This is a genomic window from Cyanobium sp. BA5m-10 (genome assembly GCF_024346255.1).
GTDB classification, from domain to species: domain Bacteria; phylum Cyanobacteriota; class Cyanobacteriia; order PCC-6307; family Cyanobiaceae; genus Cyanobium_A; species Cyanobium_A usitatum.
Genome location: NZ_JAGQCP010000008.1, coordinates 1 through 21,558, shown reverse-complemented (window position 1 = coordinate 21,558; position 21,558 = coordinate 1). Strand labels below are relative to the sequence as shown.

The 21,558-nt window shown below is 61.2% G+C and carries 24 protein-coding genes and 1 pseudogene; 10 read left to right on the top strand and 15 right to left on the bottom strand.

Annotated elements, in window-relative coordinates; translation table 11 throughout:
* Nucleotides 1–786: 786 nt before the first annotated feature.
* The 3 genes from KBY85_RS05010 to KBY85_RS05000 form a co-directional block, all read right to left on the bottom strand.
* A complete protein-coding gene (locus tag KBY85_RS05010) occupies nucleotides 787–1,551 on the bottom strand; it encodes an amino acid ABC transporter ATP-binding protein (RefSeq protein WP_315859969.1) in 765 nt (254 codons plus the stop codon).
* Nucleotides 1,552–1,574: 23 nt separating this feature from the next.
* Complete coding sequence (locus tag KBY85_RS05005) at nucleotides 1,575–2,405, bottom strand: amino acid ABC transporter permease (protein WP_254960437.1); 831 nt, start codon at nucleotides 2,403–2,405, stop codon at nucleotides 1,575–1,577.
* 179 nt (nucleotides 2,406–2,584) lie between these two features.
* On the bottom strand, nucleotides 2,585–3,448 hold the full coding sequence (locus tag KBY85_RS05000; RefSeq protein ID WP_254960436.1) for an ABC transporter substrate-binding protein: 864 nt from the start codon (nucleotides 3,446–3,448) through the stop codon (nucleotides 2,585–2,587).
* Nucleotides 3,449–3,868: 420 nt separating this feature from the next.
* Here KBY85_RS05000 and KBY85_RS04995 point away from each other — a divergent pair, with 420 nt between their 5' ends.
* The gene (locus tag KBY85_RS04995) at nucleotides 3,869–4,210 is read left to right on the top strand and encodes a hypothetical protein (RefSeq protein ID WP_254960435.1); all 342 of its coding nucleotides are present in this window, start codon (nucleotides 3,869–3,871) and stop codon (nucleotides 4,208–4,210) included.
* A 177-nt stretch (nucleotides 4,211–4,387) separates the two neighbouring features.
* Here KBY85_RS04995 and KBY85_RS04990 read toward each other — a convergent pair whose 3' ends face one another.
* The gene (locus KBY85_RS04990; protein ID WP_254960483.1) at nucleotides 4,388–4,567 is read right to left on the bottom strand and encodes a hypothetical protein; all 180 of its coding nucleotides are present in this window, start codon (nucleotides 4,565–4,567) and stop codon (nucleotides 4,388–4,390) included.
* A gap of 220 nt (nucleotides 4,568–4,787) precedes the next feature.
* Here KBY85_RS04990 and KBY85_RS04985 point away from each other — a divergent pair, with 220 nt between their 5' ends.
* Entirely contained in the window at nucleotides 4,788–5,150 is a 363-nt protein-coding gene (locus tag KBY85_RS04985; protein ID WP_254960434.1) for a hypothetical protein, read from the top strand.
* On the opposite strand, the gene KBY85_RS04980 is transcribed toward KBY85_RS04985, so the two are convergent.
* The 4 genes from KBY85_RS04980 to KBY85_RS04965 all read right to left on the bottom strand — a co-directional run bounded on the left by KBY85_RS04980 (nucleotide 5,147) and on the right by KBY85_RS04965 (nucleotide 7,176).
* Entirely contained in the window at nucleotides 5,147–5,509 is a 363-nt protein-coding gene (locus tag KBY85_RS04980; RefSeq protein WP_254960433.1) for a SemiSWEET transporter, read from the bottom strand. The genes KBY85_RS04985 and KBY85_RS04980 overlap by 4 nt on opposite strands.
* 72 nt (nucleotides 5,510–5,581) lie before the next feature.
* On the bottom strand, nucleotides 5,582–5,791 hold the full coding sequence (locus tag KBY85_RS04975) for a hypothetical protein (RefSeq protein WP_315859526.1): 210 nt from the start codon (nucleotides 5,789–5,791) through the stop codon (nucleotides 5,582–5,584).
* Nucleotides 5,792–6,335: 544 nt separating this feature from the next.
* Nucleotides 6,336–6,620, bottom strand: coding sequence for a hypothetical protein (locus KBY85_RS04970; protein ID WP_254960432.1), 285 nt, complete (start codon nucleotides 6,618–6,620; stop codon nucleotides 6,336–6,338).
* 103 nt (nucleotides 6,621–6,723) lie between these two features.
* A complete protein-coding gene (locus KBY85_RS04965) occupies nucleotides 6,724–7,176 on the bottom strand; it encodes a hypothetical protein (RefSeq protein WP_254960431.1) in 453 nt (150 codons plus the stop codon).
* Nucleotides 7,177–7,347: 171 nt separating this feature from the next.
* Between KBY85_RS04965 and KBY85_RS04960 the strand changes: the two genes are divergently transcribed.
* The 5 genes from KBY85_RS04960 (at nucleotide 7,348) to KBY85_RS04940 (ending at nucleotide 13,149) form a co-directional block, all read left to right on the top strand.
* Nucleotides 7,348–8,316, top strand: coding sequence for a DnaJ C-terminal domain-containing protein (locus KBY85_RS04960; protein ID WP_254960430.1), 969 nt, complete (start codon nucleotides 7,348–7,350; stop codon nucleotides 8,314–8,316).
* A gap of 25 nt (nucleotides 8,317–8,341) precedes the next feature.
* Complete coding sequence (hemB, locus tag KBY85_RS04955; RefSeq protein WP_254960429.1) at nucleotides 8,342–9,343, top strand: porphobilinogen synthase; 1,002 nt, start codon at nucleotides 8,342–8,344, stop codon at nucleotides 9,341–9,343.
* A gap of 64 nt (nucleotides 9,344–9,407) precedes the next feature.
* A complete protein-coding gene (locus KBY85_RS04950; RefSeq protein WP_254960428.1) occupies nucleotides 9,408–10,304 on the top strand; it encodes a hypothetical protein in 897 nt (298 codons plus the stop codon).
* A gap of 20 nt (nucleotides 10,305–10,324) precedes the next feature.
* Nucleotides 10,325–10,714, top strand: a complete 390-nt coding sequence (locus tag KBY85_RS04945; protein ID WP_254960427.1) for a VOC family protein — start codon at nucleotides 10,325–10,327, stop codon at nucleotides 10,712–10,714.
* Nucleotides 10,711–13,149, top strand: a complete 2,439-nt coding sequence (locus KBY85_RS04940; RefSeq protein ID WP_254960426.1) for an endonuclease MutS2 — start codon at nucleotides 10,711–10,713, stop codon at nucleotides 13,147–13,149. The genes KBY85_RS04945 and KBY85_RS04940 overlap by 4 nt, the downstream gene beginning before the upstream one ends.
* Here KBY85_RS04940 and KBY85_RS04935 read toward each other — a convergent pair.
* Nucleotides 13,137–14,363, bottom strand: a complete 1,227-nt coding sequence (locus tag KBY85_RS04935) for an ABC transporter ATP-binding protein (protein WP_254960425.1) — start codon at nucleotides 14,361–14,363, stop codon at nucleotides 13,137–13,139. The two genes, KBY85_RS04940 and KBY85_RS04935, sit on opposite strands and share 13 nt — an antisense overlap.
* Nucleotides 14,364–14,401: 38 nt before the next feature.
* On the opposite strand from KBY85_RS04935, the gene obgE reads away from it, so the two are divergent.
* A complete protein-coding gene (obgE, locus tag KBY85_RS04930; RefSeq protein WP_254960424.1) occupies nucleotides 14,402–15,412 on the top strand; it encodes a GTPase ObgE in 1,011 nt (336 codons plus the stop codon).
* Nucleotides 15,413–15,417: 5 nt separating this feature from the next.
* On the opposite strand, the gene KBY85_RS04925 is transcribed toward obgE, so the two are convergent.
* From KBY85_RS04925 to KBY85_RS04910, 4 genes are all read right to left on the bottom strand, one after another.
* Nucleotides 15,418–15,636: a CP12 domain-containing protein gene (locus KBY85_RS04925; protein WP_106632635.1), complete on the bottom strand. Its 219-nt coding sequence runs from the start codon at nucleotides 15,634–15,636 to the stop codon at nucleotides 15,418–15,420.
* A gap of 204 nt (nucleotides 15,637–15,840) precedes the next feature.
* Nucleotides 15,841–17,730 (bottom strand): ABC-F family ATP-binding cassette domain-containing protein, encoded by a 1,890-nt coding sequence (locus tag KBY85_RS04920; RefSeq protein ID WP_254960423.1) that lies wholly within the window; start codon nucleotides 17,728–17,730, stop codon nucleotides 15,841–15,843.
* A complete protein-coding gene (locus tag KBY85_RS04915) occupies nucleotides 17,727–18,368 on the bottom strand; it encodes a DUF2301 domain-containing membrane protein (RefSeq protein ID WP_254960422.1) in 642 nt (213 codons plus the stop codon). Before KBY85_RS04915 ends, KBY85_RS04920 begins: the two co-directional genes overlap by 4 nt.
* Nucleotides 18,365–19,318 carry a glutathione S-transferase C-terminal domain-containing protein gene (locus KBY85_RS04910; protein ID WP_254960421.1) on the bottom strand — a complete coding sequence of 318 codons (954 nt, stop codon included), beginning with the start codon at nucleotides 19,316–19,318 and terminating at the stop codon, nucleotides 18,365–18,367. The genes KBY85_RS04915 and KBY85_RS04910 overlap by 4 nt, the downstream gene beginning before the upstream one ends.
* A gap of 71 nt (nucleotides 19,319–19,389) precedes the next feature.
* Here KBY85_RS04910 and KBY85_RS04905 point away from each other — a divergent pair, with 71 nt between their 5' ends.
* Complete coding sequence (locus tag KBY85_RS04905; RefSeq protein ID WP_254960419.1) at nucleotides 19,390–20,358, top strand: aspartoacylase; 969 nt, start codon at nucleotides 19,390–19,392, stop codon at nucleotides 20,356–20,358.
* Here the strand turns inward: KBY85_RS04905 and KBY85_RS04900 are convergent.
* The gene (locus tag KBY85_RS04900) at nucleotides 20,337–20,762 is read right to left on the bottom strand and encodes a hypothetical protein (protein ID WP_254960418.1); all 426 of its coding nucleotides are present in this window, start codon (nucleotides 20,760–20,762) and stop codon (nucleotides 20,337–20,339) included. The genes KBY85_RS04905 and KBY85_RS04900 overlap by 22 nt on opposite strands.
* A gap of 59 nt (nucleotides 20,763–20,821) precedes the next feature.
* Complete coding sequence (locus KBY85_RS04895; protein ID WP_106632617.1) at nucleotides 20,822–21,178, bottom strand: hypothetical protein; 357 nt, start codon at nucleotides 21,176–21,178, stop codon at nucleotides 20,822–20,824.
* 260 nt (nucleotides 21,179–21,438) lie between these two features.
* Here KBY85_RS04895 and KBY85_RS04890 point away from each other — a divergent pair.
* Nucleotides 21,439–21,558 (top strand): annotated as a pseudogene (locus KBY85_RS04890) (photosystem II q(b) protein); the annotation flags it as partial.

Below are 21,558 nucleotides of genomic sequence, written 5' to 3'. Positions count from 1 at the left end.
CCAGTGCTTCGGACAGCGGTTCGATTCCGCTCAGCTCCACTTAAACGGGGCTGCAATGGTTTCGACGGGGTATAAGGAGGGTGACTGAAGCCTGCTCGGTAAGAGCACACACGTAACAGCGAACAACATCGTTGCTTTCTCCCGTCAGACCGCCCCTGTGGCTGCCTGACCCTGTAAGGGAGATGGGGTGAGGTCAGCCTTATCACCCAAATGATCCATGGGCCCTGGAAGGGGCCTTTTTAGTAGGTGCAAAAAAACGGTTTTTGGCGACAAGCTTTTGGGCCATGTCCAGGGGCTTGTGCAAGTTTTGTGCAAAATGAACCCAGTACAGCTTCAGAGCCTTCCTGTGCTGGCACTCGCGATGGTACCGCTGGCTCTGCTGTGTTGGGTCTGGATCCGGATGCTGCATTGATCACTACAGCAGTTGACCTGTTGGGCGCCAACCAAGACCGTTATCAAAAGGCTTCCAGACTGCAGACGCTCAAATCACCAGCAAGTGATGAGCAGCTATCAGATCCGTAGCTACTACACAGATGTCTGCTGCTCAGATGATCGCGAGTACTACTGGATTGAGGCCCTTGATGCCACCGGCGTATATCGGCCAGCGCCATTACAAGCTCTCATCATCGATGTAGGAGGGGGTGCCGTATCACTCCGCGAGGTCGGAGACTTGAACTCCACTGATGGCAATCTGGGTCGACGGTCTGGAATTTCAAGGATGCTGGAGTAGCGTTTGCGCTCTGTTCTTTGAAGGCGGCTAAATGTTGTCTAGAGCCTACAATATGGTCAGCGTACTTTAGTTAGGAACGCTTTCGTGCGAGCTTGCTGTGGGTTATCTAGCACTTGGTCGGGGGAGCCTCTCTCCACGACCATGCCGGCATCCATGAATACCATTTCGTCGGCCGCCTCACGGGCGAACCCCATTTCGTGGGTAACGACTACCATCGACATTCCAGACGCAGCCAAAGCTCGCATGGCTGACAGGACTTCGCCGACTAGCTCGGGGTCCAGCGCAGAGGTGGCTTCGTCAAAAAGGATCAATTTTGGTTTCATCGCAAGAGCACGAGCAATCGCGACTCGTTGCTGTTGTCCTCCAGAAAGTTGACTAGGAAAACTATCGCCTCGTGTGGACAGTCCAACCATGGCCAACAGTTCTCGAGCCGAATTGATCGCTTCCTCTTTGGATAGTTTGAGGACTCGTTGCGGTGCCTCAATGATGTTCTCAAGGGCACTCATGTGTTGAAATAGGTTAAAGTTTTGAAAAACCATGCCCACACTTGCACGATTCCTGCATGCTTCTCTCTCTTTGAGTTCGTGCAACCGCCCCTTCTCTTCTCGGTACCCCACGAGCTGACCGTTTACAGCTAGCCGACCGCCATCAATCGACTCGAGGTGATTGACGCAGCGCAGAAAGGTGGACTTTCCAGACCCAGAGGGTCCAACCAAGCAGGTTACTTGGCCGGGCATTACCACCAGGCTAATCCCAGAAAGCACCTCTACACTTCCGTATGACTTTCTGACCCCCTCGGCAACCAACATCGGCTCAACCATCGGTACTCTCCAGCTTCTTTTGATCAAGGCGCTGGTTTGGCCGCGGTCGCACGATACCGCCCGAGTAGCCACCGCAGCATTTGCGGAGGCTTTTGACGAGGGCTACCATTCGAAAGTTTTTGCTCAAGAATTGATTGCCCTACGGTGAGCACTGACGTGATGGTTATGTACCAAAGGCTAACCACAATAAGAAGGGGAATTGTTTGAAAAGTACGCGTGTAGATCGACTGCGCGGAATAGAGCAGATCGGCAAGCGCCAAAATGCTAACCAACGAGGTGGTCTTCAGCATCAGTATTGTCTGATTGCCGGTGGGCGGGAGGATGAGCCTAAGAGCCTGAGGTAGAACTATTCTTCGCAGAGTCTGGGAATGCGTCATCCCAAGGGCTTTTGCTGCCTGAGATTGCCCCGAATCGACACCAAGAATCCCACCGCGAACAATCTCAGCCATGTATGCCCCCTCATTTAGACCCAAGCCGAGGATGGCAACGGCAAGCGGTGTGATGAGTGCGTTTGCATTAAATGACACAAAGGGTTCAAGGAATGGTAGCCCTATGGTGAATTCTGGGTAGAGCGCTGAAATGTTGTACCAGAAAATCAACTGAACCAACAACGGAGTCCCTCGGAAAAACCACAGGTACACCCAGGCACAGCGAGCCACGGTGGGGTTGGGGGAGAGCCTCATAACAGCAAGACCCACTCCGACAACAATTCCAAGCAGTTGCGCTATCAATGTCAGACCAATGGTTAGTCGGACGCCACTGAGGATGATGTCGCTAAAAAGGTACTCGCCTACTATATCCCACCTAAAGCGTGGGTTGGTGATGACTGATATTAGAACTTGGGCCGCAATCATAAGAACTATGACCGACGCCACCCGCCTGCCAGGATGACGAGCGGGTATCGGGGGCAATTCGTGGGCCGGTCTACTTTCTGGCAAAGTCTTATACTTTTAGTCAGTGACTCGAAATGCATTTGGAAAAAGCTGTGCCTTGCCATGCCTGAACAGCCCGGCAAGTTACAGAGCTCTATGTGTTACTTGTCAACCGTTCCAGCGTTGATTGTTGCAGTGGAGAGAATCACGTTATGAAGTCCCCATTTGGTCCAAATGGTTTCAAAATCACCCGAGTCCATTAGCTGCTGAATAGCTGCTTGGAACACTGGTGCGAGATCTCCCTTGCGAAGCAAGATCCCGTTAATGTCCTTACCATCTTCGGGGCGAAGGAAGACCTCCAACTCGACCGCTTCACCCTCTGTTTGCTTAGCGATCCATGAGGCTGCGTGTGCGCCGAAGAAACTTAGGTCAGCACGTCCCGAGCGTACGGCTGTTACACCATCTGCCTGGGTTGGATATTCTTGAATATCAATTTCCGCTTTGCCACCTTTGACGCAGGCTGCGCTTTGCCTAACCACATTCTCAGCCGCTGAGGTCGCTAGGGCTACCGCTACCGCTTTCCCACATAGTTCAGCCGTTGCTTTCTTTAACTCGGGGTGTTGACCCTTGAGAACTAAGAGGCCTCTTGAGGTGGTGAAGTAATTTACGAAGTCAACAACCTGTTGTCTAGAGGGCCGGTCAGCAAATCCGGACACTGCGCCATCGAAACGTCCTGCCGCGACACCGGGTATGATGTTTCCAAAAGGGGACACAGTTAGCAAAATCTTAACACCGAGAATCGTGGCTAGAGCCTCCACCATGTCGACTTCCGAGCCAACGATAACGCCACCCTCGTCATAAAACTCAAGTGGAGGGTCTGTCGGATCAGTTGCCAAGACTATGTAGCCCTTGTCTTTAATGTCCTGGGGAAGCTGTTCGTACAGAGCCTCGTTGTAGGCGATTCCAACAGGCACTGCAGAAGGTGCGGCCGGCTCCGATGCTGTCTCCGCGACTGATTCGGTCACCCTAGGCGTACAGCCAGCTAAAATAAGACTCAAAGAAGCCAAACAGGCTACCCAAAGGATCTTGGTACGAGTCATACTATTCATTCTTTCCTCTTTCCTAAGTGCAGTGCCAACGAGGACTCGCTGGCTAGTGATCTGAGGGGGAAGATCTTGGCAACCAGGAAGGTTTGCAGGTGCACAGATCTATTCGCTATGGTAATCCATAGCGGTGACTTTCAGGAAAGATGGCACTCCTTGGCTGACATTCAGACATCTTTTATTAAGTGTAGCGCCAAGACCAGATCTGGCTCTTCTGTTGGCTTGTTTATCCACACTTCTGCCGGTTGACTCCAGCAGCGGCTTGCACAACTCATCGGCTTTGTGCTGCGCTGTCTGCGCATCGCTGCCAGGGAAAGGACATTGCTCAACGCGCTGGCTGCCATGGCCCTGACCCTGCTGCTGCTGCTGACGGCACCCGGCGCCGATGTGAGTAGCAGTACTGGGCAGCAGTTCCTCTGTGAGGGCGATCCCCTGGAAGCCTTGCCTTTCAAGGGCTCGGTGGATGCGGCGAATATCCCCAACAGCAAGGCCAACTCCGTGCCAGGAGCCTTCGTGGTGCTGCGTTGGCGGAACGTGAGTCTGCAACTCCCCCGCACCAACAACGCCGGCGTGCCCAGCTACTCCGATGGCCGCTGGTGGCAGCAGGAACTCGATCCGGATCACCCAGAGTTCGCCCAGCTGCGCGGTACTGTGAAGGGCTACAGGTGCGAGCGCCAAGACTGAGGGTTTGATTCATCACGCGCCGCTGACTCTTGGCTGCCGGTGCTCACCACCGTGAAGATCCAGTCTGCGTAGAGCGTCTTGGGCCTGACTTCTCTCTGAATCCAGGCGCCAAAAAGCACAACAACAATTGCAATGACGGTGGCGCCTGAGTCCCAATGGGTGTGAGTCCGGGCCCGCTCAGTTCCCGAACTGGCGGTCCAACCACTGGGTCAGTACATAGACCCCAATGAACATCGGCAGATAGGCGATCCACATGTTCGGTAGATCGAGCTCTGTGTTGTTGATCAATACCAGCCCGCCGTAGCTGATCGCGCCATAGATCAGGGCTCTGCGCAGTGGTCCGGTGATCTTGTTCAAGCGCAATCGGTGTAGGGCTTGGGCTCAGGCTAGGCCCAGGCCGCAGCTCCCCCCCCCCCCAGCTCTCCGCCTGGTAAGGCAAAGGATGGCTGGGCTAACAAAACAGAACCCCTGGGGCATACGACCACTCTAATTTCCAGGGCATGTTCAACCTGATCGTGCTATGCAAGGCCCTAATTCTCTTTAGTTTAGAATCAAGGCAAGTGAGCCATTCTCCTTTGTGGCCAAATTTCAATTTGAATTCACCCTTAAACAAGACGCCGAGTTCAGGCAGCTTGTGGCCAAACAGAGAATTGCTGCCATAGCCATCGCCGTGCTTATTCTTGTTAAGGCGTGGGGGTCTTTTGCTGGCGTGATGTCTGCGAACTGGCAACAATTGATGTTTGAGGCACTCTCTTTTGTGGCATCCATGTACTCCTGTTATGCGCTGTACTTGAGCAGCCTCAATCTCTATAGGATCACCAGGTCAATTGGGAAGGACATGGACCATCTATTTGCTGGTTTGCAGGGGCTACAGAATTGCTTTGCCGCATTGGCTCTGGCCGTACTATTCAGCATTGTTCCCGATTATCTGATCGGCTAGGGATCTTGGTTGCGCTGCTTCCCGGATTTGATGATTCCACGTTTTGCTGTCATTCTGCCAGTGCGTATCTTTTTGTGGTTGCCCTTTTCCGTTAAATGATCTTCCAGCTTACGCTGCAGAATCAGGCCGGAGAGTACAACGGTGATTGCATTGGCAATGATTAGGGGGCCGTTACGCGCGAAGATGCCATAGACAAGCCAGAGGGCAATTCCACTGGTAAAAAGGGCATACATGCTGAGGGAGATGCCCCGAGTGTCTCCGCTGCTGAGGGTTCTCATGGCCTGGGGAATAAAGCTCAGCGTGGTTAAAGATGCAGCTATATACCCAAGGATTTCAATGGCTGGAGATGGTTGGCTCATGGTGATTTAATTAAAACATCTTAATATCTTCGCTGGTCTAATAATATCAAGGTAGTTATTAAGATTTTAAGGCTAGCAAGGCTTGAATTGAGACATGTTTTGATCGCCGGCGCGTGCGGCAATTTGCTGCCTCACAGGGGAGTCCTCAAGCTGGAAGATCAGGGTGAGGTTGTTGGCCGACATCGCCCCATAGGCAAGGGGCTGCAGTACCCGGGCGGCACCGGCCAGCAGTTGGGGCAGGGCCATCTCCGGCATGATGTGGCAGGTGTTGGCCGTGAACACGGCATCGAAGCTCTGGTGGGGCCACTGCCCGGCTTGTTCACATCGAGGGGAATCGGCGGCAACAGCTAGGCCCCTGTTGCCAGGAGGGTTGGGGTGAGAGCATCCAGCTGGGCCTGCAGCATGGCTATCTTGGGCGCCATGGCTACTCTGGCGGCCTGGCTTTGTGGTTGCCTGGAGGCTGGCACCCTCTGGTTATTCTCCGAGCGATGGCCTGTCCCCACTGCGGCAGTTGGTCGGTTAAGGCGGATCGCAGCCTTGCTGGACGCCTGGTGTGTGGTCGTTGCGCCAGGCCGCTGGGGGCAGCCCAGACGCCCCGGCGTCAGCGGCGCTCCCGATCGAGGCGCCCAGGTCTGTCTTTAGGCATTGGCCTGGTTGCGTTGCTTGCCTTGGCGGCGCTGTTGGCAGCTTGGGACGAGCAGCGGCTCAGATTCACTGCGCCGCTCGAGCGCCTCGCCCCTAACTCGCAACTAAGAACCCCAGGATTGTTCTGAGCCTTGCGCTTCATAGATCGCCCAGGGCCCTCAGGGTTTGCACGGCGGCTGCTTCAGGGTCGCCCGATTGCCCGCATCACTGCGCCCTGGCATAGGCCGCCATGGGAGCAAAACGGAATCGCCTGGCCATTTACCGAAGCGCCGCTGGACGCACCGCTAGCCGTTTTTTTAGTTGAGCTAACCGGAGCGGAGGAAGGGCCTGGGCTGGAGCCTGAACCTGCTTCAGCTTGCTGGGTGGTGGCGGTGTTAACGGAGTTGCGGGCTTTATCGAGCGCACCTGTGTCAGCAGGCATGGAGGTGCCCTGCAGGGTGCCTTGAATAGCGCTGGCTCCAACCATGGGCGCCAATCCTTGGGCTATTGCATTGCCGGCTGGCAAAAAGACGGCCGCAACCAGAGCTGCTTTCAGCAGATTCGAAGACATATTGAGAGGCGACTAGGAATCAAGGCTGGATTGGCTTGGCAGCTCCGGTAAAGCCGCTCCACACTTTGAGCTCTTCAATTGTTTGTACACCTTCGCGGCGCTCCTTGCCCGCCAGGTCCCAGGTGGGGAAAGCCCGTATCTGGGCGGCCATGCAGCGGCTACGGCCATCGTCAGTTTTGTCGCACTCCACATAGGGGAGGGAATTGCCCCCTTCCTTGCCAAACAGGTTTTTTTGCTGGAAGCAGGCCGGGCACCACCAGGCGCCATAAAAAACAGCTCGCTTAGCGCGCAGGTGGGCACTTAGCGCTTTTTGCTCCGGGGTCGAAGCAGAAAGGGCCTCCCCCAGGGTGGCAGTGGTGGAGCTGCCGGAATCTGTGCCGCCGCTACCGGCGCTGGCAGTGGCCGTAAAGCCAAGCAGCACCGTGCTTAGGGCAATAAGCAGGCCGGAGCTCAGGGAGCCAAACCAGGGCATCAGCTTCCAGAAGCAATAATTAAAAATAGTTCCGTTGCTTGCTTTTGCCTGTGTGTGTGGGCAAAACACAGCCGATGGCCGCGCCGCCGCGTTCGGCCTTCCGCCCTTCCTTGGCCCAGCGGAAGTTCCCAGCGGCTGAGACACTAAACAGGTGCGGTGGTTTTGGGGTCGATGAGCGCGAACGGCTACCGCGATTACTTCAGTGTCCTCGGGGTTGAGCGTGGCGCTGATGCCGACGCCATCAAGCGTGCCTTTCGCAAGCTGGCCCGTCAGTACCACCCGGACGTGAACCCCGGCGATGCGGGGGCTGAGGCCAAGTTCAAAGAGGTGAGCGAGGCCTATGAAGTGCTCTCCGATCCAGATAAGCGCCGGCGCTACGAGCAATTTGGCCAGTACTGGAGCCAGGCGGGCGGTGGCTCGGCCAGTGGCGGCGTTGACGTTGATTTTGGCCGCTACGGCAACTTCGACGACTTCATCAACGACCTGCTGGGTCGTTTTGGCGGCCCCTCCCCCGGCGCAGCCCCGGGAGGTTTTGGTTTCAGTTCAGGCTTTCCTGGTGGCTTTGCTGGGGGCATGCCCGGCGGCGGCCGCGGCGCCCCGATCAATCTCGATGCCGAAGCCAGCATCAGCCTCTCCTTTGCCGATGCTTTCCGCGGCTCCGAGCGCACCTTGGCCGTCAACGACGAGCGGGTGCAGGTGCGCATCCCGCCCGGTGTTAAGCACGGCAGCCGCCTGCGGCTGAAGGGCAAGGGCAACCTGCAGCCCGGCACCGGCCGCCGCGGCGACCTGTACCTCAACCTGCAACTGCAGGAGCATCCGGTGTGGAAGCTCGATGGCGACCAGCTGCGCGCTGAGTTGCCCCTCAGCCTCGATGAATTGGCCCTTGGCGGCGAGGTGCGGGTGGCGACCCCCGACGGTGAGGCCTCCGTGCAGGTGCCGCCTGGGATGACCCTGGGCCGCAGCCTGCGGCTCAAGGGCATGGGCTGGCCCCTCAAGGACGGCCGCGGCGACCTGCTGCTTACGCCGGTGCTCAAGTTGCCCGAGCAGCTCAGCGCCGAGGAGCGCCAGCTGCTGGAGCAGTTGCGTGCTGTCCGCAGCGCCGATCCCCGCTCTGGCTGGATTCAGGCGGCCCGTCTCTAGGATCCGAGCCAGCCAGGCCGTTTTCATGGAGCTCACCTACCGTCCCCGCCGATTGCGCCGCACCCCGGCTTTGCGGGCGATGGTGCGGGAGCATCACCTAAGTGCTGCCGACTTTATTTATCCGCTCTTCGTGCACGAAGGCGCCACCAATGAGCCAATTGGTGCCATGCCAGGAGCTATGCGCTGGAGCCTCGAAGGCTTGGTGCAGGAGGTGGGCCGCGCTTGGGACTTGGGCATCCGCTGCGTTGTGCTGTTCCCCAAGGTGGCCGATGGCCTTAAAACCGAAGACGGCGCCGAATGCTTCAACGAAGGTGGCCTGATACCCCGAGCTATTCGCCGGCTTAAGGAGCTGCACCCCGAGATGGCGATCATGACGGACGTGGCCCTCGATCCCTACTCCTGTGACGGCCATGACGGCATCGTTAGCGAGGAAGGGGTAGTGCTCAACGATGAAACGGTGGCGATCCTCTGTCGCCAAGCCGTTGCCCAAGCTCGGGCCGGGGCGGATCTGATTGGCCCCAGCGACATGATGGATGGACGAGTTGGGGCTATCCGCGAAGCCCTCGATGAGGAGGGGTTCGAGCATATCGGCATTATTAGCTATACTGCTAAATATTCTTCCGCTTATTACGGCCCCTTCCGCGAAGCTCTTGATTCGGCCCCTCGGGTTGGCGCGGGCAAGCCGATTCCGAATGATAAATCAACCTATCAAATGGATCCGTCCAATGGACGTGAAGCGCTCACCGAAGCCCTGCTCGATGAACAGGAGGGTGCTGATATTTTAATGGTTAAGCCTGGCCTTGCCTACCTAGACATTATCTACCGTCTGCGTGGCGAAACCGAGCTGCCAATTGCGGCTTACAACGTAAGTGGTGAATACGCCATGGTGAAGGCCGCCGCTGAAAAGGGCTGGATCGACGAGCGGGCCGTGGTGCTGGAAACCCTGCTGTGCTTTAAGCGGGCTGGGGCTAATTTGATCCTCACTTATCACGCCTGTGATGCTGCGCAGTGGCTGCGCCAGGGGTAATTTTATTAATTCCCGATATTTTTGGATTTGGCCTTGTCTGGCTACAGCTACTTACATCGCTTTGATGACTGCGCTGGCTAGGGCTAGTGGCATCAGTTATCTGTTGTTTCCAGAGCTGGGGGCGCTCGCTTCTGTTGTGCTTGCCGATCCGCTCAGCAGCTGGGCCCGTTCCCCAAAACTCCTGGCCCTGACACCGGTATTAACTGCTGTCCCTGGAGTGCTGGTCACCCGCACCATGCCCTATGGCCCCACTGCGCTGATATTGGATCTGGCGATCTGCTTGCTTGTGATCCGGCTTCTACGCTCGCCGGTTATTCCGGCAATTTCAGCCGGGGTATTGCCCTTAGTGCTGGGAATTACGAGTTTTTTGTACCCGGTGGCGATTCTGGTGGGCACAGGTGGGCTGGCCCTAATCGTCATGCTTCGCTCTCAATTGATGCCGCCGCTGGCTCGGGCTCAAGTCTCCCCCACGGTGCCAACTATCTCAACTTTGGTTGCTCCCAAGTCCTGGTTGCAAAGGGTTCCTTGGCTGCTGCCTTTGGCTGTTTTCTTGCTGGGGGCTCTGGTAATGGTTCAGCTGCTGGGATCCCACTTGGTTTTGTATCCCCCTTTGCTGGTGATTGCCTGGGAGATGTTGGCTCATGCTAATGAGTGTCCCTGGCAAGGCCGCTCCTTAGCCGTCCTGGTGGTTACTGCTGGAGCGGCGGTTACTGGAATTGCATTGGTGCTGGCTCTGGGGGTGAGTCCGCTGGCCGCATTTTTGGCTGTTTTGGTTACTGCGTTGCTGCTCAGGTTGGCTCGCCTTCGTTGTGCTCCGGCTTTCGGTTTAGCCCTGCTTCCCTTCGTAATTACTGCACCCACGCTCGCCTATCCCCTCCTCACCTTGGCTGGCACCGCCTGGCTGATGTTGGTGGTGAAGCTCGACCAGATCCTCAAGATCCGCTTCTGTAACCCACAATGAACTCACCCGGTTCAGTTGCCATGGCTCCTGCTGCTGTTCATCACCTTGGCCATGTGGCACTGCGGGTGCAGGACATGGAGCGGGCTAAGGCCTTCTATGTCTCCCTGGGCCTGCAGCTCTGCTGGGATGCCCCCGATTGGGCCTATTTGCAGTGGCCTGGGGCCGGCACGGGCTTGGCCCTGCTCAGCCCTAGTTACAAAGCTGCCGGGCCCCATTTTGCGTTCCATTTCCGCGACCGCTCAGAGGTGGATGAGGTGCACGCCCAGCTTGTGGCGGCCGGCCGCTCCTGCGGCCCAGTGCATGACCACCGTGACGGAACTGCCAGCTTCTATCTCCAAGATCCGGAAGGCAACTGGCTAGAGATGCTCTACGAGCCCCCTGGCGGCATCCCCTCCAACCTGCCCGGGTGAACGACGTCACTGCCCCATTGGCTCCAATTCAGCAGGAGGCCCTGGAGCTGCTCGAGTGGCCGCGGCTCGCTGAACAACTGGCCAGCTTCGCCAGCACAGCTCCGGGCCGCTGTGCCTGCCTGGAGCTGGCCCTGCCCGCTTGCCTCGCAGCCAGCCGCAGCCTGCTCGCTGAAACCACCGAGCTGCTTGGCCTCGACGGGCTGCTGGAGGGGGGTCTGAGTTTTCAGGGAGTTGCCGATATCGCGGCGCTGGTGACCCTCTGCGCCAAGGGCGGCACGGCTCCGGGCGAGGAGTTGCTGGCTTTGGCTACCACTCTGGCTGCGGCCCGCCGGCTGCGGCGCCAGATCGACGATCCCCAGCTGCGGCCGGTATGTACGGCCCTAGTGGCCGAGCTGCGCACCCTGCCGGAGCTGGAGCAGCGGCTGCATTTTTGCCTTGAAGAGGGCGGCCGGGTGGCGGATCGGGCCAGTCCGCCCCTGGAGGGATTGCGGCGCCAGCTGCTTGGGGCTCGCTCAGATCGGCGTGATCGACTGCAGGAGCTGATGCGTCGCTGCGGCGCCATGCTCCAGGACACAGTGATCTCGGAGCGCAACGGCCGTCCTGTTCTGGCTGTGAAGGCTGGCGCTGCCGCTCAGTTGCCAGGGCTGGTGCACGACAGCTCGGCTTCGGGACAAACGGTGTTTATCGAACCCCAGGCGGTGATTGCCCTGGGCAATCGCATACGCGACCTGGAGGGGCGCGAGCGGGAGCTGGAGCGGGCCGTGCTGACGGCCCTGAGCGCCCAGGTGGGCGAGGAGGCTGAAGCTCTGGCCGCACTCCAGCAGGTGCTGGTGCGCCTGGATGCGGGGGTGGCTCGGGCGCGCTACGGCCAATGGTTGGGGGCGGTACGCCCGGAGCTGGCAGACGACCCCAGCGCCCCCTTCGAGCTGCGTGAGCTGCGCCACCCCCTGCTGCTTTGGCAGCAGCGGCGTCAGGGTGGTCATGCGGTGGTGCCCGTGAGCCTGCTGGTGGCAGGGGAGTTGCGGGTGGTGGCGATCACGGGCCCCAACACCGGCGGCAAAACCGTGACCCTCAAAAGCGTCGGCTTGGCAGCTCTTATGGCTCGGGCGGGCCTGTTCTTGCCCTGCAGCGGCACGCCTCGGCTGCCCTGGTGCAGCCAGGTGCTGGCTGACATCGGCGATGAGCAATCGCTGCAACAAAACCTCTCCACCTTCAGCGGCCACATCCGCCGCATCGCCCGCATCCTCGAAGCTCTTCCTGGGTCTGGAGCTGCTGGCGGCGCCTCCCTGGTGCTGCTCGATGAGGTGGGAGCCGGCACCGATCCCCTCGAGGGTTCGGCCCTGGCCACGGCCCTGCTCAAGCACCTGGCCGATCGGGCCCGGCTCACGATCGCTACCACCCACTTCGGTGAGCTCAAGGCGCTCAAATATGCCGATCCACGCTTCGAGAACGCTTCGGTGGCCTTCGATGTGGACACCCTCTCGCCTACTTACCGGCTGCAGTGGGGTATCCCGGGCCGCAGCAACGCCCTGGCGATTGCACGCCGGCTGGGACTGGGGGAGCCGGTGCTGGAGCTCGCCGCCGCCCAGCTGGAGCCCCTTGGCGAGGGCGAGGTGAACCAGGTGATCGCCGGCCTGGAAAATCAGCGTCAACGCCAGCAGGAAGCCGCCGAGGAAGCAGCCGTCCTACTGGCTCGCACCGAGCTGTTGCACGAGGAGTTGCTGTTGCGCTGGCAACAGCAGACCCAGCAGAGCGCCGAGCTTCAGGAACAGCGGCGCCAGCAGTTGGAGCGCTCGATTCGTCAGGGACAGAACGAGGTGAAGCGCATCATCAGGAGGCTGCGCCAGGGACCTGATGGGGGGGAGGCCAGCAGCGCTGCCCTAGGCGAAACCGCCCGCCAGGCCGGCCAGCGTTTGAAATCGCTGGAGCAGCAGCACCGCCCCACCCCGGAGCGGCGCGAGCACCGGGGCTGGATGCCCGCCGTTGGTGATCGGGTGCGGCTGTTATCGCTGGGCAAGGCCGGTGAGGTGCTTGCCATCGCCGATGACGGCCGGGAACTCACGGTGCGCTGTGGGGTGATGCGGCTGACCCTGGAGCTGGCTGGCATCGAGGGGCTGCATGGCGAAAAACCCTCACCCCCTGAGGTGCGCGTGCAGGTGAAGGGTCAGAGGGGGCTGGGGGGCCGGGGCCCGGATGTGCGCTCCGAGCGCAACACCGTTGATGTCCGCGGCCTGCGGGTGCATGAAGCCGAGGCGGCCTTGGAGGAGCGGCTGCGCGCCGCTAATGGTCCCGTGTGGGTGATCCACGGCATCGGCACGGGCAAACTCAAGCGCGGCCTGCGGGCCTGGTTGGCAACCGTGCCCTACGTGGAGCGGGTGAGTGACGCCGAGCAGGGCGACGGCGGGGCTGGCTGCAGCGTGATTTACGTGAAATAGGGCAGGGTCGGCTCCAGGCTTGCGGGCTCAGGGGGCAGGGGCAGGGCCTCGCCGCTCACATCAAACAGACGCCAGCCGCGGGGATCTATGTCGAGGTTCAGGCTGGCCCCCGGCGGCAGGATTGTTTCAGGGCCGACCCGCACCTGCACCAGGTGACCGCCCTCCTCCAGGCGGCAGGTGAGTAGTTGTTCGTTGCCCAGGGCTTCGCCATGGCTCACCTCGGCCCGCAGGTTGCGGTTGGTGGCGGGAGCTAGCTGGAAGTGCTCGGGCCGCAGTCCGCCAGTGAGCTCCTCCCCTGCCCGTGATGCCAGCATCTCGGCCAGGGGCCCCTCAACCGCCAGCTTGCGGCTGCCCAGTTGCACCTGGCCCGCACCTATCGCGGTTACCGGCAGCAGATTCATGGGCGGGCTGCCGATGAACTGGGCTACAAACAAATTGGCGGGCCACTGATAGAGCTCCATCGGTGTGCCGAGCTGCTGCAGCCTTCCGGCATTGAGCACGGCGATCCGGTGCCCCATGGTCATGGCCTCCACTTGGTCGTGGGTCACATACAGGGTGGTGGTGCCCAGGCGTCGCTGCAGCTCAACGATTTGGGTGCGGGTGCCGGTGCGCAGCTTGGCGTCGAGGTTGCTGAGCGGTTCGTCCATCAAAAACACCGCCGGCGCCCGGGCGATGGCCCGGCCCAGGGCAACCCGCTGCTTCTGGCCGCCGGAAAGCTCCTTTGGCAGCCGATCGAGTAGCTGGCCGAGCTCCAGGGTTTCCGCTACCTCGGCGATGCGCTGGGCGATGCGCTCCTCCCGCCGTGAGCGCAGCCGCAAGGGCCCTGGCAGCCGCCTGGTGGCCAGGTGCAGGCTGTCTTGAAGCTGCTCAAGGGCCGTGCGGTTGCGGCTGCGGCGCAGGCCGAAGCCGATGTTGCCGGCCACCGTGAGATGGGGATAGAGCGCATAGCTCTGGAACACCATGGCCACGTCTCGTTGGGCTGGGCGCAGCGAGCTCACGGGCCGATTGCCCACGTAGATCTCCCCCTGGCTGGGCTGCTCTAGGCCAGCCAGTAGGCGCAGCAGGGTGCTTTTGCCGCAGCCGGAGGGCCCAACCAACACCAAAAATTCGCCGTCCTGAATCTGTAGATCCAGCTGGCGCAGCACCTGCACCGGATCACCACCGCGCCGGGGTGGGTAGGTCTTGCTGACCTGCTGGAAGCGAACCTCTGCCAAGACGGGCCTTCAGACGGCGCGATCCTAGGTTTGTTCCAATGCAATTCATCGATCAAGCCCGCGTAACGGTCAAGGCCGGCCGAGGCGGCGACGGAATCGTGGCGTTTCGCCGCGAGAAATATGTGCCAGCCGGCGGCCCTTCCGGCGGCGATGGCGGCCGTGGTGCCGACGTGCTGCTGGTGGCTGACGCCAACCTCCAGACCCTGCTGGATTTCAAGTACAAGCGGCAGTTTTTGGCGGTCGATGGTCGCCGGGGCGGCCCCAACCGCTGCACCGGTGCCAGCGGTAACCATCTGGTGATCAAGGTGCCGTGCGGCACGGTGGTCCGCGATGCCCGCACCTCAATTTTGCTAGGTGATCTCACCGATGCAGGTGAGGAGCTACTGGTGGCCTTTGGCGGCCGCGGCGGCCTGGGCAATGCCCACTACCTCAGCAACCGCAACCGGGCCCCGGAGAAGTTCACCGAGGGCCGGGAGGGAGAGGAGTGGCTGCTGCAGCTGGAGCTCAAGCTGCTGGCTGAGGTTGGCATCATCGGCTTGCCCAATGCCGGCAAGAGCACCTTGATTTCGGTGCTTTCGGCAGCTCGTCCCAAGATCGCCGATTACCCCTTCACCACCCTGGTGCCCAACCTGGGGGTGGTGCGCCGTCCCAGTGGTGACGGCACCGTCTTTGCCGATATTCCTGGTTTGATCGCTGGAGCGGCCCAGGGGGCAGGGCTGGGGCACGACTTCCTACGCCACATCGAGCGCACCCGGCTGCTGATCCACCTGATCGATTCCAGCGCTGAGGATGTGGTCGCCGACCTCAACGTGGTCGAGGGGGAGCTCACGGCCTACGGCCATGGGCTCGACCAGAGGCCCCGCCTAGTAGTGCTCAATAAGATCGAATTGCTCGATCCAGCCAGCCTTGAAGAGCTGGTAGAGAAGGTGAGCCAGCAGGTGCAGGCCCGTGGCGGCTTGCCCGTTCTGGCTATTTCAGCTGCTGCCTCCAAAAATTTGCCGCAGCTGCTGGCCGCGGTGTGGCAGCAGCTCGGCATCATCCAGCCCTAGGCAATTCAGTCGTCGTAGACGCGGCACTCGGGGGCAGAAGGGTTCAGGTCACAGAACACTTCCAGTGGGGTTGGGTCGTGGCTGTCCTCGGGATGGTGCTCTTTGAACTCCTTGAGACCCTGGAGCTCTTCCTCCAAGTGGCGGACCTTGCCTAGGTCGCCAGCGGCCTTGGCGGCCTCGATCTCGCTCTGGTCTTTCTGGATGTGCTCGTCGATGCTTTTCATTCGGATACCGGTCACTAGGTACCGGAGCTCGTCGCCGATCACCTTACGGGCGCCTGTTCTGGATCGACGCCCCGAGGGTGCACTGCTAACTCTTTGAGCACTCCCAATGGCGCCGGGAGCTGAGCTTTGGCGATGTGTTGGATTGACAACAATGTGCGTCCAGCGTTTTCAGCGCTGCTGCCAGCCCTGGCTGCGGCCCCCGTTTCACCCCGTCAGCTCGCTGAGTTCGAGCCAGCGCTCCTCGCCGCAATGGATGCGCTCAGTTAACGCGGCGAGCTCCTGGGTGAGTCCCTCAAGGGCGGCGTAGTCGCTGCCTGAACTGGCCAGGGCCAGCTCCAGGTCACGGCGCTGCTGCTCCCAGGCCGGCAGGTTTACCTCCAGTTCGCCCAGCTCCCGGCTCTCCTTAAAGCTCCGCCGCCGCGACTGGGCCTTGCTGGCTTGGGGCGCTACCGGGGCTGGATTCTTGGGGTTCTTGGGTGCGGCCTGGCGGGTAGAGCTCGCTTCTAAGTAGGCGCTGTAGTTGCCCTCAAATCGCTGCAGCTCGCCATTCTCAAAGCAGAACAGCCGATCTACGGTGCGATCGAGGAAGTAGCGGTCGTGGGAGACCACCACCACGCAGCCGCGAAAGTCTTCAAGGAAGTCTTCGAGCACGCTCAGGGTCTGTACGTCCAGGTCGTTGGTGGGCTCGTCGAGCAGCAGCACGTTGGGGGCCTCAATCAGCAGCCGGCAGAGATGGAGCCGCCGCCGTTCGCCGCCGGAGAGCTTGGCCACCGGTTGGTGCTGTTGGGCTGGTGGAAACAGGAAGCGCTCCAGCAACTGGGAGGCGCTCAGCTCCTCGCCGTCCACTGCCACCCGACTGGCGGCAGCTTGAACCACCTCCAGCACCTTCTGGTCGGGCTTGAGCAGCACATCGCTGTGCTGGTCGAAGTAGGCGAGCTTCACGGTGGAGCCCAGCTCCAGGCTGCCGCTGCTGGGTTGGCGCCGGCCGGCGATCACCTCAAGCAGGCTCGACTTGCCCACCCCGTTTGGGCCAATGATGCCGACCCGGTCTTCCGGGCTGAAGTCGTAGCTGAAGGCGCGCAGCAGGGCCCTGGTCTCAGGTCCTTCGCCCACACTCACCTCCAGGTCCTTGGCGGTGATGGCCCGCTTGCCGAGCCGCCGGCTGGTGGTGGCCAAGCTCACCTGGCCGCGGCCCTGCCGCAGAGGTGCCTCCCGCATCGCCTCAATTCGCTGGATACGGGCCTTCTGCTTGGTGCTGCGGGCTTTGGGACCCTGCCTGAGCCAGGCCAGTTCCCGCCGCAGCGTGCCCTTGAACTTGGCGGCTGAGGCCGCTTCAGATGCCTCCTCTTCGGCTTTATGGGTGAGATAGGTGGCGTAGTTGCCGTCGTAGCTGCGGGCCAGGCCCCGATCTACCTCCACGATCCGGCGGGTGACCCGATCGAGCACGTAGCGGTCGTGGGTCACCAGCACCAGGGCGCCGGAGAAGCGCTCCAGATAGCTCTGCAGCCATTCCACCCCGTTGGCGTCGAGGTGGTTGGTGGGCTCATCCAGTAGCAGCACGTCCGGCTCGGCCACCAGGGCTGCAGCCAGGGCGACCCGCTTGCGATAGCCGCCGGAGAGGTCGCCCACCTTGCGTTCGATGTCGGCGATGCCTAGCCGCTCCAGCACCTCGCGGCACTGCTGCTCCAGCCCCCAGGCATTGAGCTGATCCATGCGGCCATGCAGGTCGCTGAGCTGGGCCAGGGTGATGGTGTTGTCGGGGCCATCAGCCACGGCCTGACTCAGGGCCGTGTGCTGCCGCAGCAAAGCCATCTTTTCGCCGCTACCGGCAAACACCTGCTCCAGCACGGTGTGCTCGGGGTCTAGCTCGGGCTCCTGGTCTACGAGCACCAACCGGGTGCGGGGGGCGCAGCGGCGCTGGCCGCTGCCGAGGGGCTCATTGCCCGCAAGCACCTTCAACAAGGTGCTCTTGCCGGCCCCATTGGGACCGATCAGTCCGAGCCGCTCCCGCTCGCCGATGTGCAGGGTGAGGCCCTCAAACAGGGTGCGGATGCCGAAGTCCTTACTGGCTTCCACCAGGCTGATCAAACTCAAAGTGCAGCCTCCTCAGCTGTGCCAGCTTGGCCTTTGAGGTAAGCAAACACGCTCTTGTCGCCCACATCTGCCGCGGCGGGCATGGGGAACTTGCGCAGGCATAGCAACAGCAAAAGCCCGCTCTCCAGGGCCAGCAGGGCCGTGGTGATCGCTCCTGGCAGCAAGCCGCTGAGGTGGCCCAGCAGGGCTATAGGCAGCAGCAGGGTCACGCCGATCGCCTCCGGCCGCCTGAAGCAGAAAAATTCCTTGAAGCCAACCCCCGCCAAGGCAGCGAAAAAGGGGCCAATGGCCAGGATCCACAGGGGCTGGCTGGCCAGGGCCGGCAGCATGGCGCCAGGGCCGCTGCGGATCGCCAATGCCAGGCCCCCCAGGCAGCCCAGTAGCCAGAAAAGCTGCAGGGCCCGGTGCAAGGGCACTAAGTAGATGTGAATCCAGCGCAGGGCAAGGCCCAGCCCCGCAGCCATCAGCAGCATCCAGGGCCAGAGCTGGTCGGCTCCCAGCTGCCGCCACTGCACTAGCAGGCCCGCTTGGCCAATGGCCACCGCCGTGAGGGCAAGGCGGTAGCCGAGCACCTCCCTCCGGTCGGTGGCGTCAATCGTGTAGGTGCCGTACACCCCTTCAAATATCGGATCAGTCATGGATGGGCACGGCCTTGCACCAGTGTGGCGAGTGGCGGCCCGGCCGGGATGATTCCCGAGGGATGGAGGGGAAAGAGGGCACCGAAGTAATCGCTGCGCCAGGCCTCCGGGAAGCAGGTCTCGGCCACGCCGGGCAGGCTGTATAAGCGCCGGCGCCAGTCCCATAGGGCTGGTAGCTGCCAAAGGGGTAGGCGGCTGCAACCGAACAGGGGTGCATAAACAAGCTCCAGCCGGATCAGGGTCGGGAAAAGCCCTATGTCGGCCAGGCTCAGTTGGGCCCCACTTAGCCAGGGAGATTGCTCCAAGGCCCCATTGGCGTCCAGGAGCGCTGCAAACAAGGCCGTCTCGGCCCGGTCGTAGGCAGCCTGGGTGCGGGCAAAACCACAGCGGTACACCCCGTCGTTGACGTCGTCCTGCAGCCGCGTGCGCCACTTCTTTGTGGCTTCATGCTGGTTATGGGGCTCCAGATCGGGCCCTGCTGGAGCGGGCCAGCGGTTGAGCAGCTCGATCAGCCTGGCGCTCTCCGTAACCAGGATCCGCCGCTCACTGCGGGAATAAAGCGCCGGCACCGTGGCCCGCTGCCCCGGATCAGAGCCTGATTGCTGGTAGAGCTCGATCAAGCTGGCGCAGCCTTCGAAGGGCTCGGCAAAGCGCCAGCGCCCCTCGGCTGGATCGGGGTCCACCACCACCAGGTTGATGCTGCTGCCCAGTTGGCGCAGGCTCCACACCAGCCAGGCCCGGTGGGCCCAGGGGCAGCTGCGCCCCACAATCAACACGTGCCCATCAGCCGCGCCGGCTTCGCTGGGCAGGGGCGGCAGCGCCGTGAAGGCTCCGCTGGGACGGCGGTAGTTGCCCTCGGCATCAGCAGGTCCCAGGCCACCCATTAACTGTTGCCATTGCCAGTGCCAGACCGCGCGGGCCGTGCGCACCAAGGGGGCGGGGGGAGGCATGGTTGCGGGGGCGGCAGAGCTCTGAATCTGCGTCAGGCTGGGGCCGAAATCCATTTCTGGCCTTCTTCTTTTTGATCAGCCAAATCGTCAAACCGGCCCAGGTGCTGATCGTGGCCGGCACCCACGGCAATGAACGCAACGCCCCCTGGCTGCTGGAGCACTGGCGCCGCCAGCCCGAGGCCCTGCAGCGCCACGGCCTTGATGTGGCGTTGGTGCTTGGCAACCCAGCTGCCCACAAAGCCAATCAGCGCTATGTGGAGCGGGATTTAAATCGCTGCTTTGCTCCCGAGCTGCTGGCGGATTCCTCGAGAAACGAAGCTGATCTGCAGCGCGCTCGCCAGCTGCTCGCTTGCCATGGCCCTGATGCTGAATCCCCTTCGTTGGTGGTGCTCGACCTGCACAGCACCACCAGCGCTATGGGTAACTCCTTGGTGCTCTATGGCCGGAGGCCGGCCGATCTAGCTCTGGCGGCGGGTTTGCAGGGGGAGCTGGGGCTGCCGATTTACTTGCACGAGGCCGATGCTTCCCAAACGGGTTTTTTGGTTGAGCGCTGGCCCTGCGGCCTGGTTATCGAGGTGGGTCCGGTGCCCCAGGGGGTTATCCAGGCTCAGATCTGCCGTCAAAGCCAGCTCGGCGTTGAGGCGGCCCTGGCCGTGTTGGCGGCAGCCCAGCGAGGCCGCCTGAGGCTGCCGGCTGAGCTAGTGGTGCATTGCCATCTGGGCAGCTTGGATTTGCCGCGCCATCCAGATGGTTCACCTGCCGCTTGCCTGCATCCGGAGTTAGAGCATCGCGACTGGCGTCCCTTGCGTTCGGGAGATCCGGTGTTTATTGATCCCTGCGGCAAGGAAATTGGCCTGGCCCTACCGCCGGATTTGGCGGGGGAGTCCGTTTGGCCCGTCTTTGTGAATGAGGCCGCCTACGGCGAAAAGGGCATTGCCCTAAGCCTCACTCGCAGGGAGTGTTGGCCGGTTGGGCCTGACTGGTTGCTGGCTTTAACAGACATTTCCTCCCAGTTGGCTCAACGCGGGGCGCCGTTGTAGTCGATGCCAAGGACGGTGCTCCCGTCACTGGAGATGCGGATTTCGGTTTCCACCGAAGCCGCCAGATTTAGTTGCTGCCAGCCAGGGGCGCCGCCTAGGAAGCGAAAGAGATAGCCATCGCTGGTTGAGCTGATCAGGCATTTGTTGCCGGCGCTAGCCGTTTCAAACATGCACTTGTCTGGTCGGTAGAGCCCCAAGCCCCCGTTGCTCTGCACTGCTGTGTTGCGAGCCAAGTTGAGGGCCCGCACGGCGCTTAATGGGACGGGTGCCTCCGCCTGGGCTCGGGCCGGCGCCGCATTCACAAATGAAAGGCTGCCAGCGCCCAGGCAACTGGCCACCAACAAGCCACCCGCCAGCAGTCGCGGATTCAACAACGCCGCTGCTGAAGCAAAAGGTGAACCCATGGGTTTATCGATGTGACAGATCCAGCTCAACGCAGCGGCTCTGTCAGTGTCAAGGCGACTTAACCACACACCAAGGTGGCCTGCTCCTTGGTGCAGGGCAGGTCGCTCTTGCTGCCATCAGCCCAATAAACGCGCAGGCGATCATCTGAAGTGCCGCTGCGGTACGTCAGGGATTTGATCGCTCCAGCCGGGGGCTTGCCAGCTGGGTCGGCGCCGTTAGCGGCGGGCGCCGCGTTGAGCTTTTGCTCTAGCTGCTGAATCTTTACTTCCAACTGCTCCTGGCGCTGCTGCAGCTTTTGCAGCTCGGCCGAGGGTTGGCGCTGACAGCCAGCAGAGAACAGGCAGGCTGCGGCCACGGTTGCTGTGGCCAGGCTGGCCCGTAGAGGCAGGGCTTTAAATCGAACGAGCAGGGCCATGCCGAGACGCATCCTGAGCAGTCCTCTGCTTAGCAGTGGGCTGGCCTGCTGGCTACGGATTGCCGCCGCCGCACCCCAACATAAGCGTTACCTATAGGATCCATCAGCAGGGCTTTGGCGCCTCCCGGCCGGCCTTCTCACTAATCCCGCAATCTTCCGTTACAGTCCTGTTACGCAATGTTCTTGCGCTCGACGGGATTCCGTCTGGTGGCTTGCCACCTTCCATACCCGTTCCTCTGGAACAACCTCTTCTCGTTCTCATGACAACCACTATTCAGCAGCGCCAAGGCGCTTCTGCGTGGAACCAGTTTTGCGACTGGGTCACCTCCACCAACAACCGCCTCTATGTGGGCTGGTTCGGTGTGCTGATGATCCCCTGC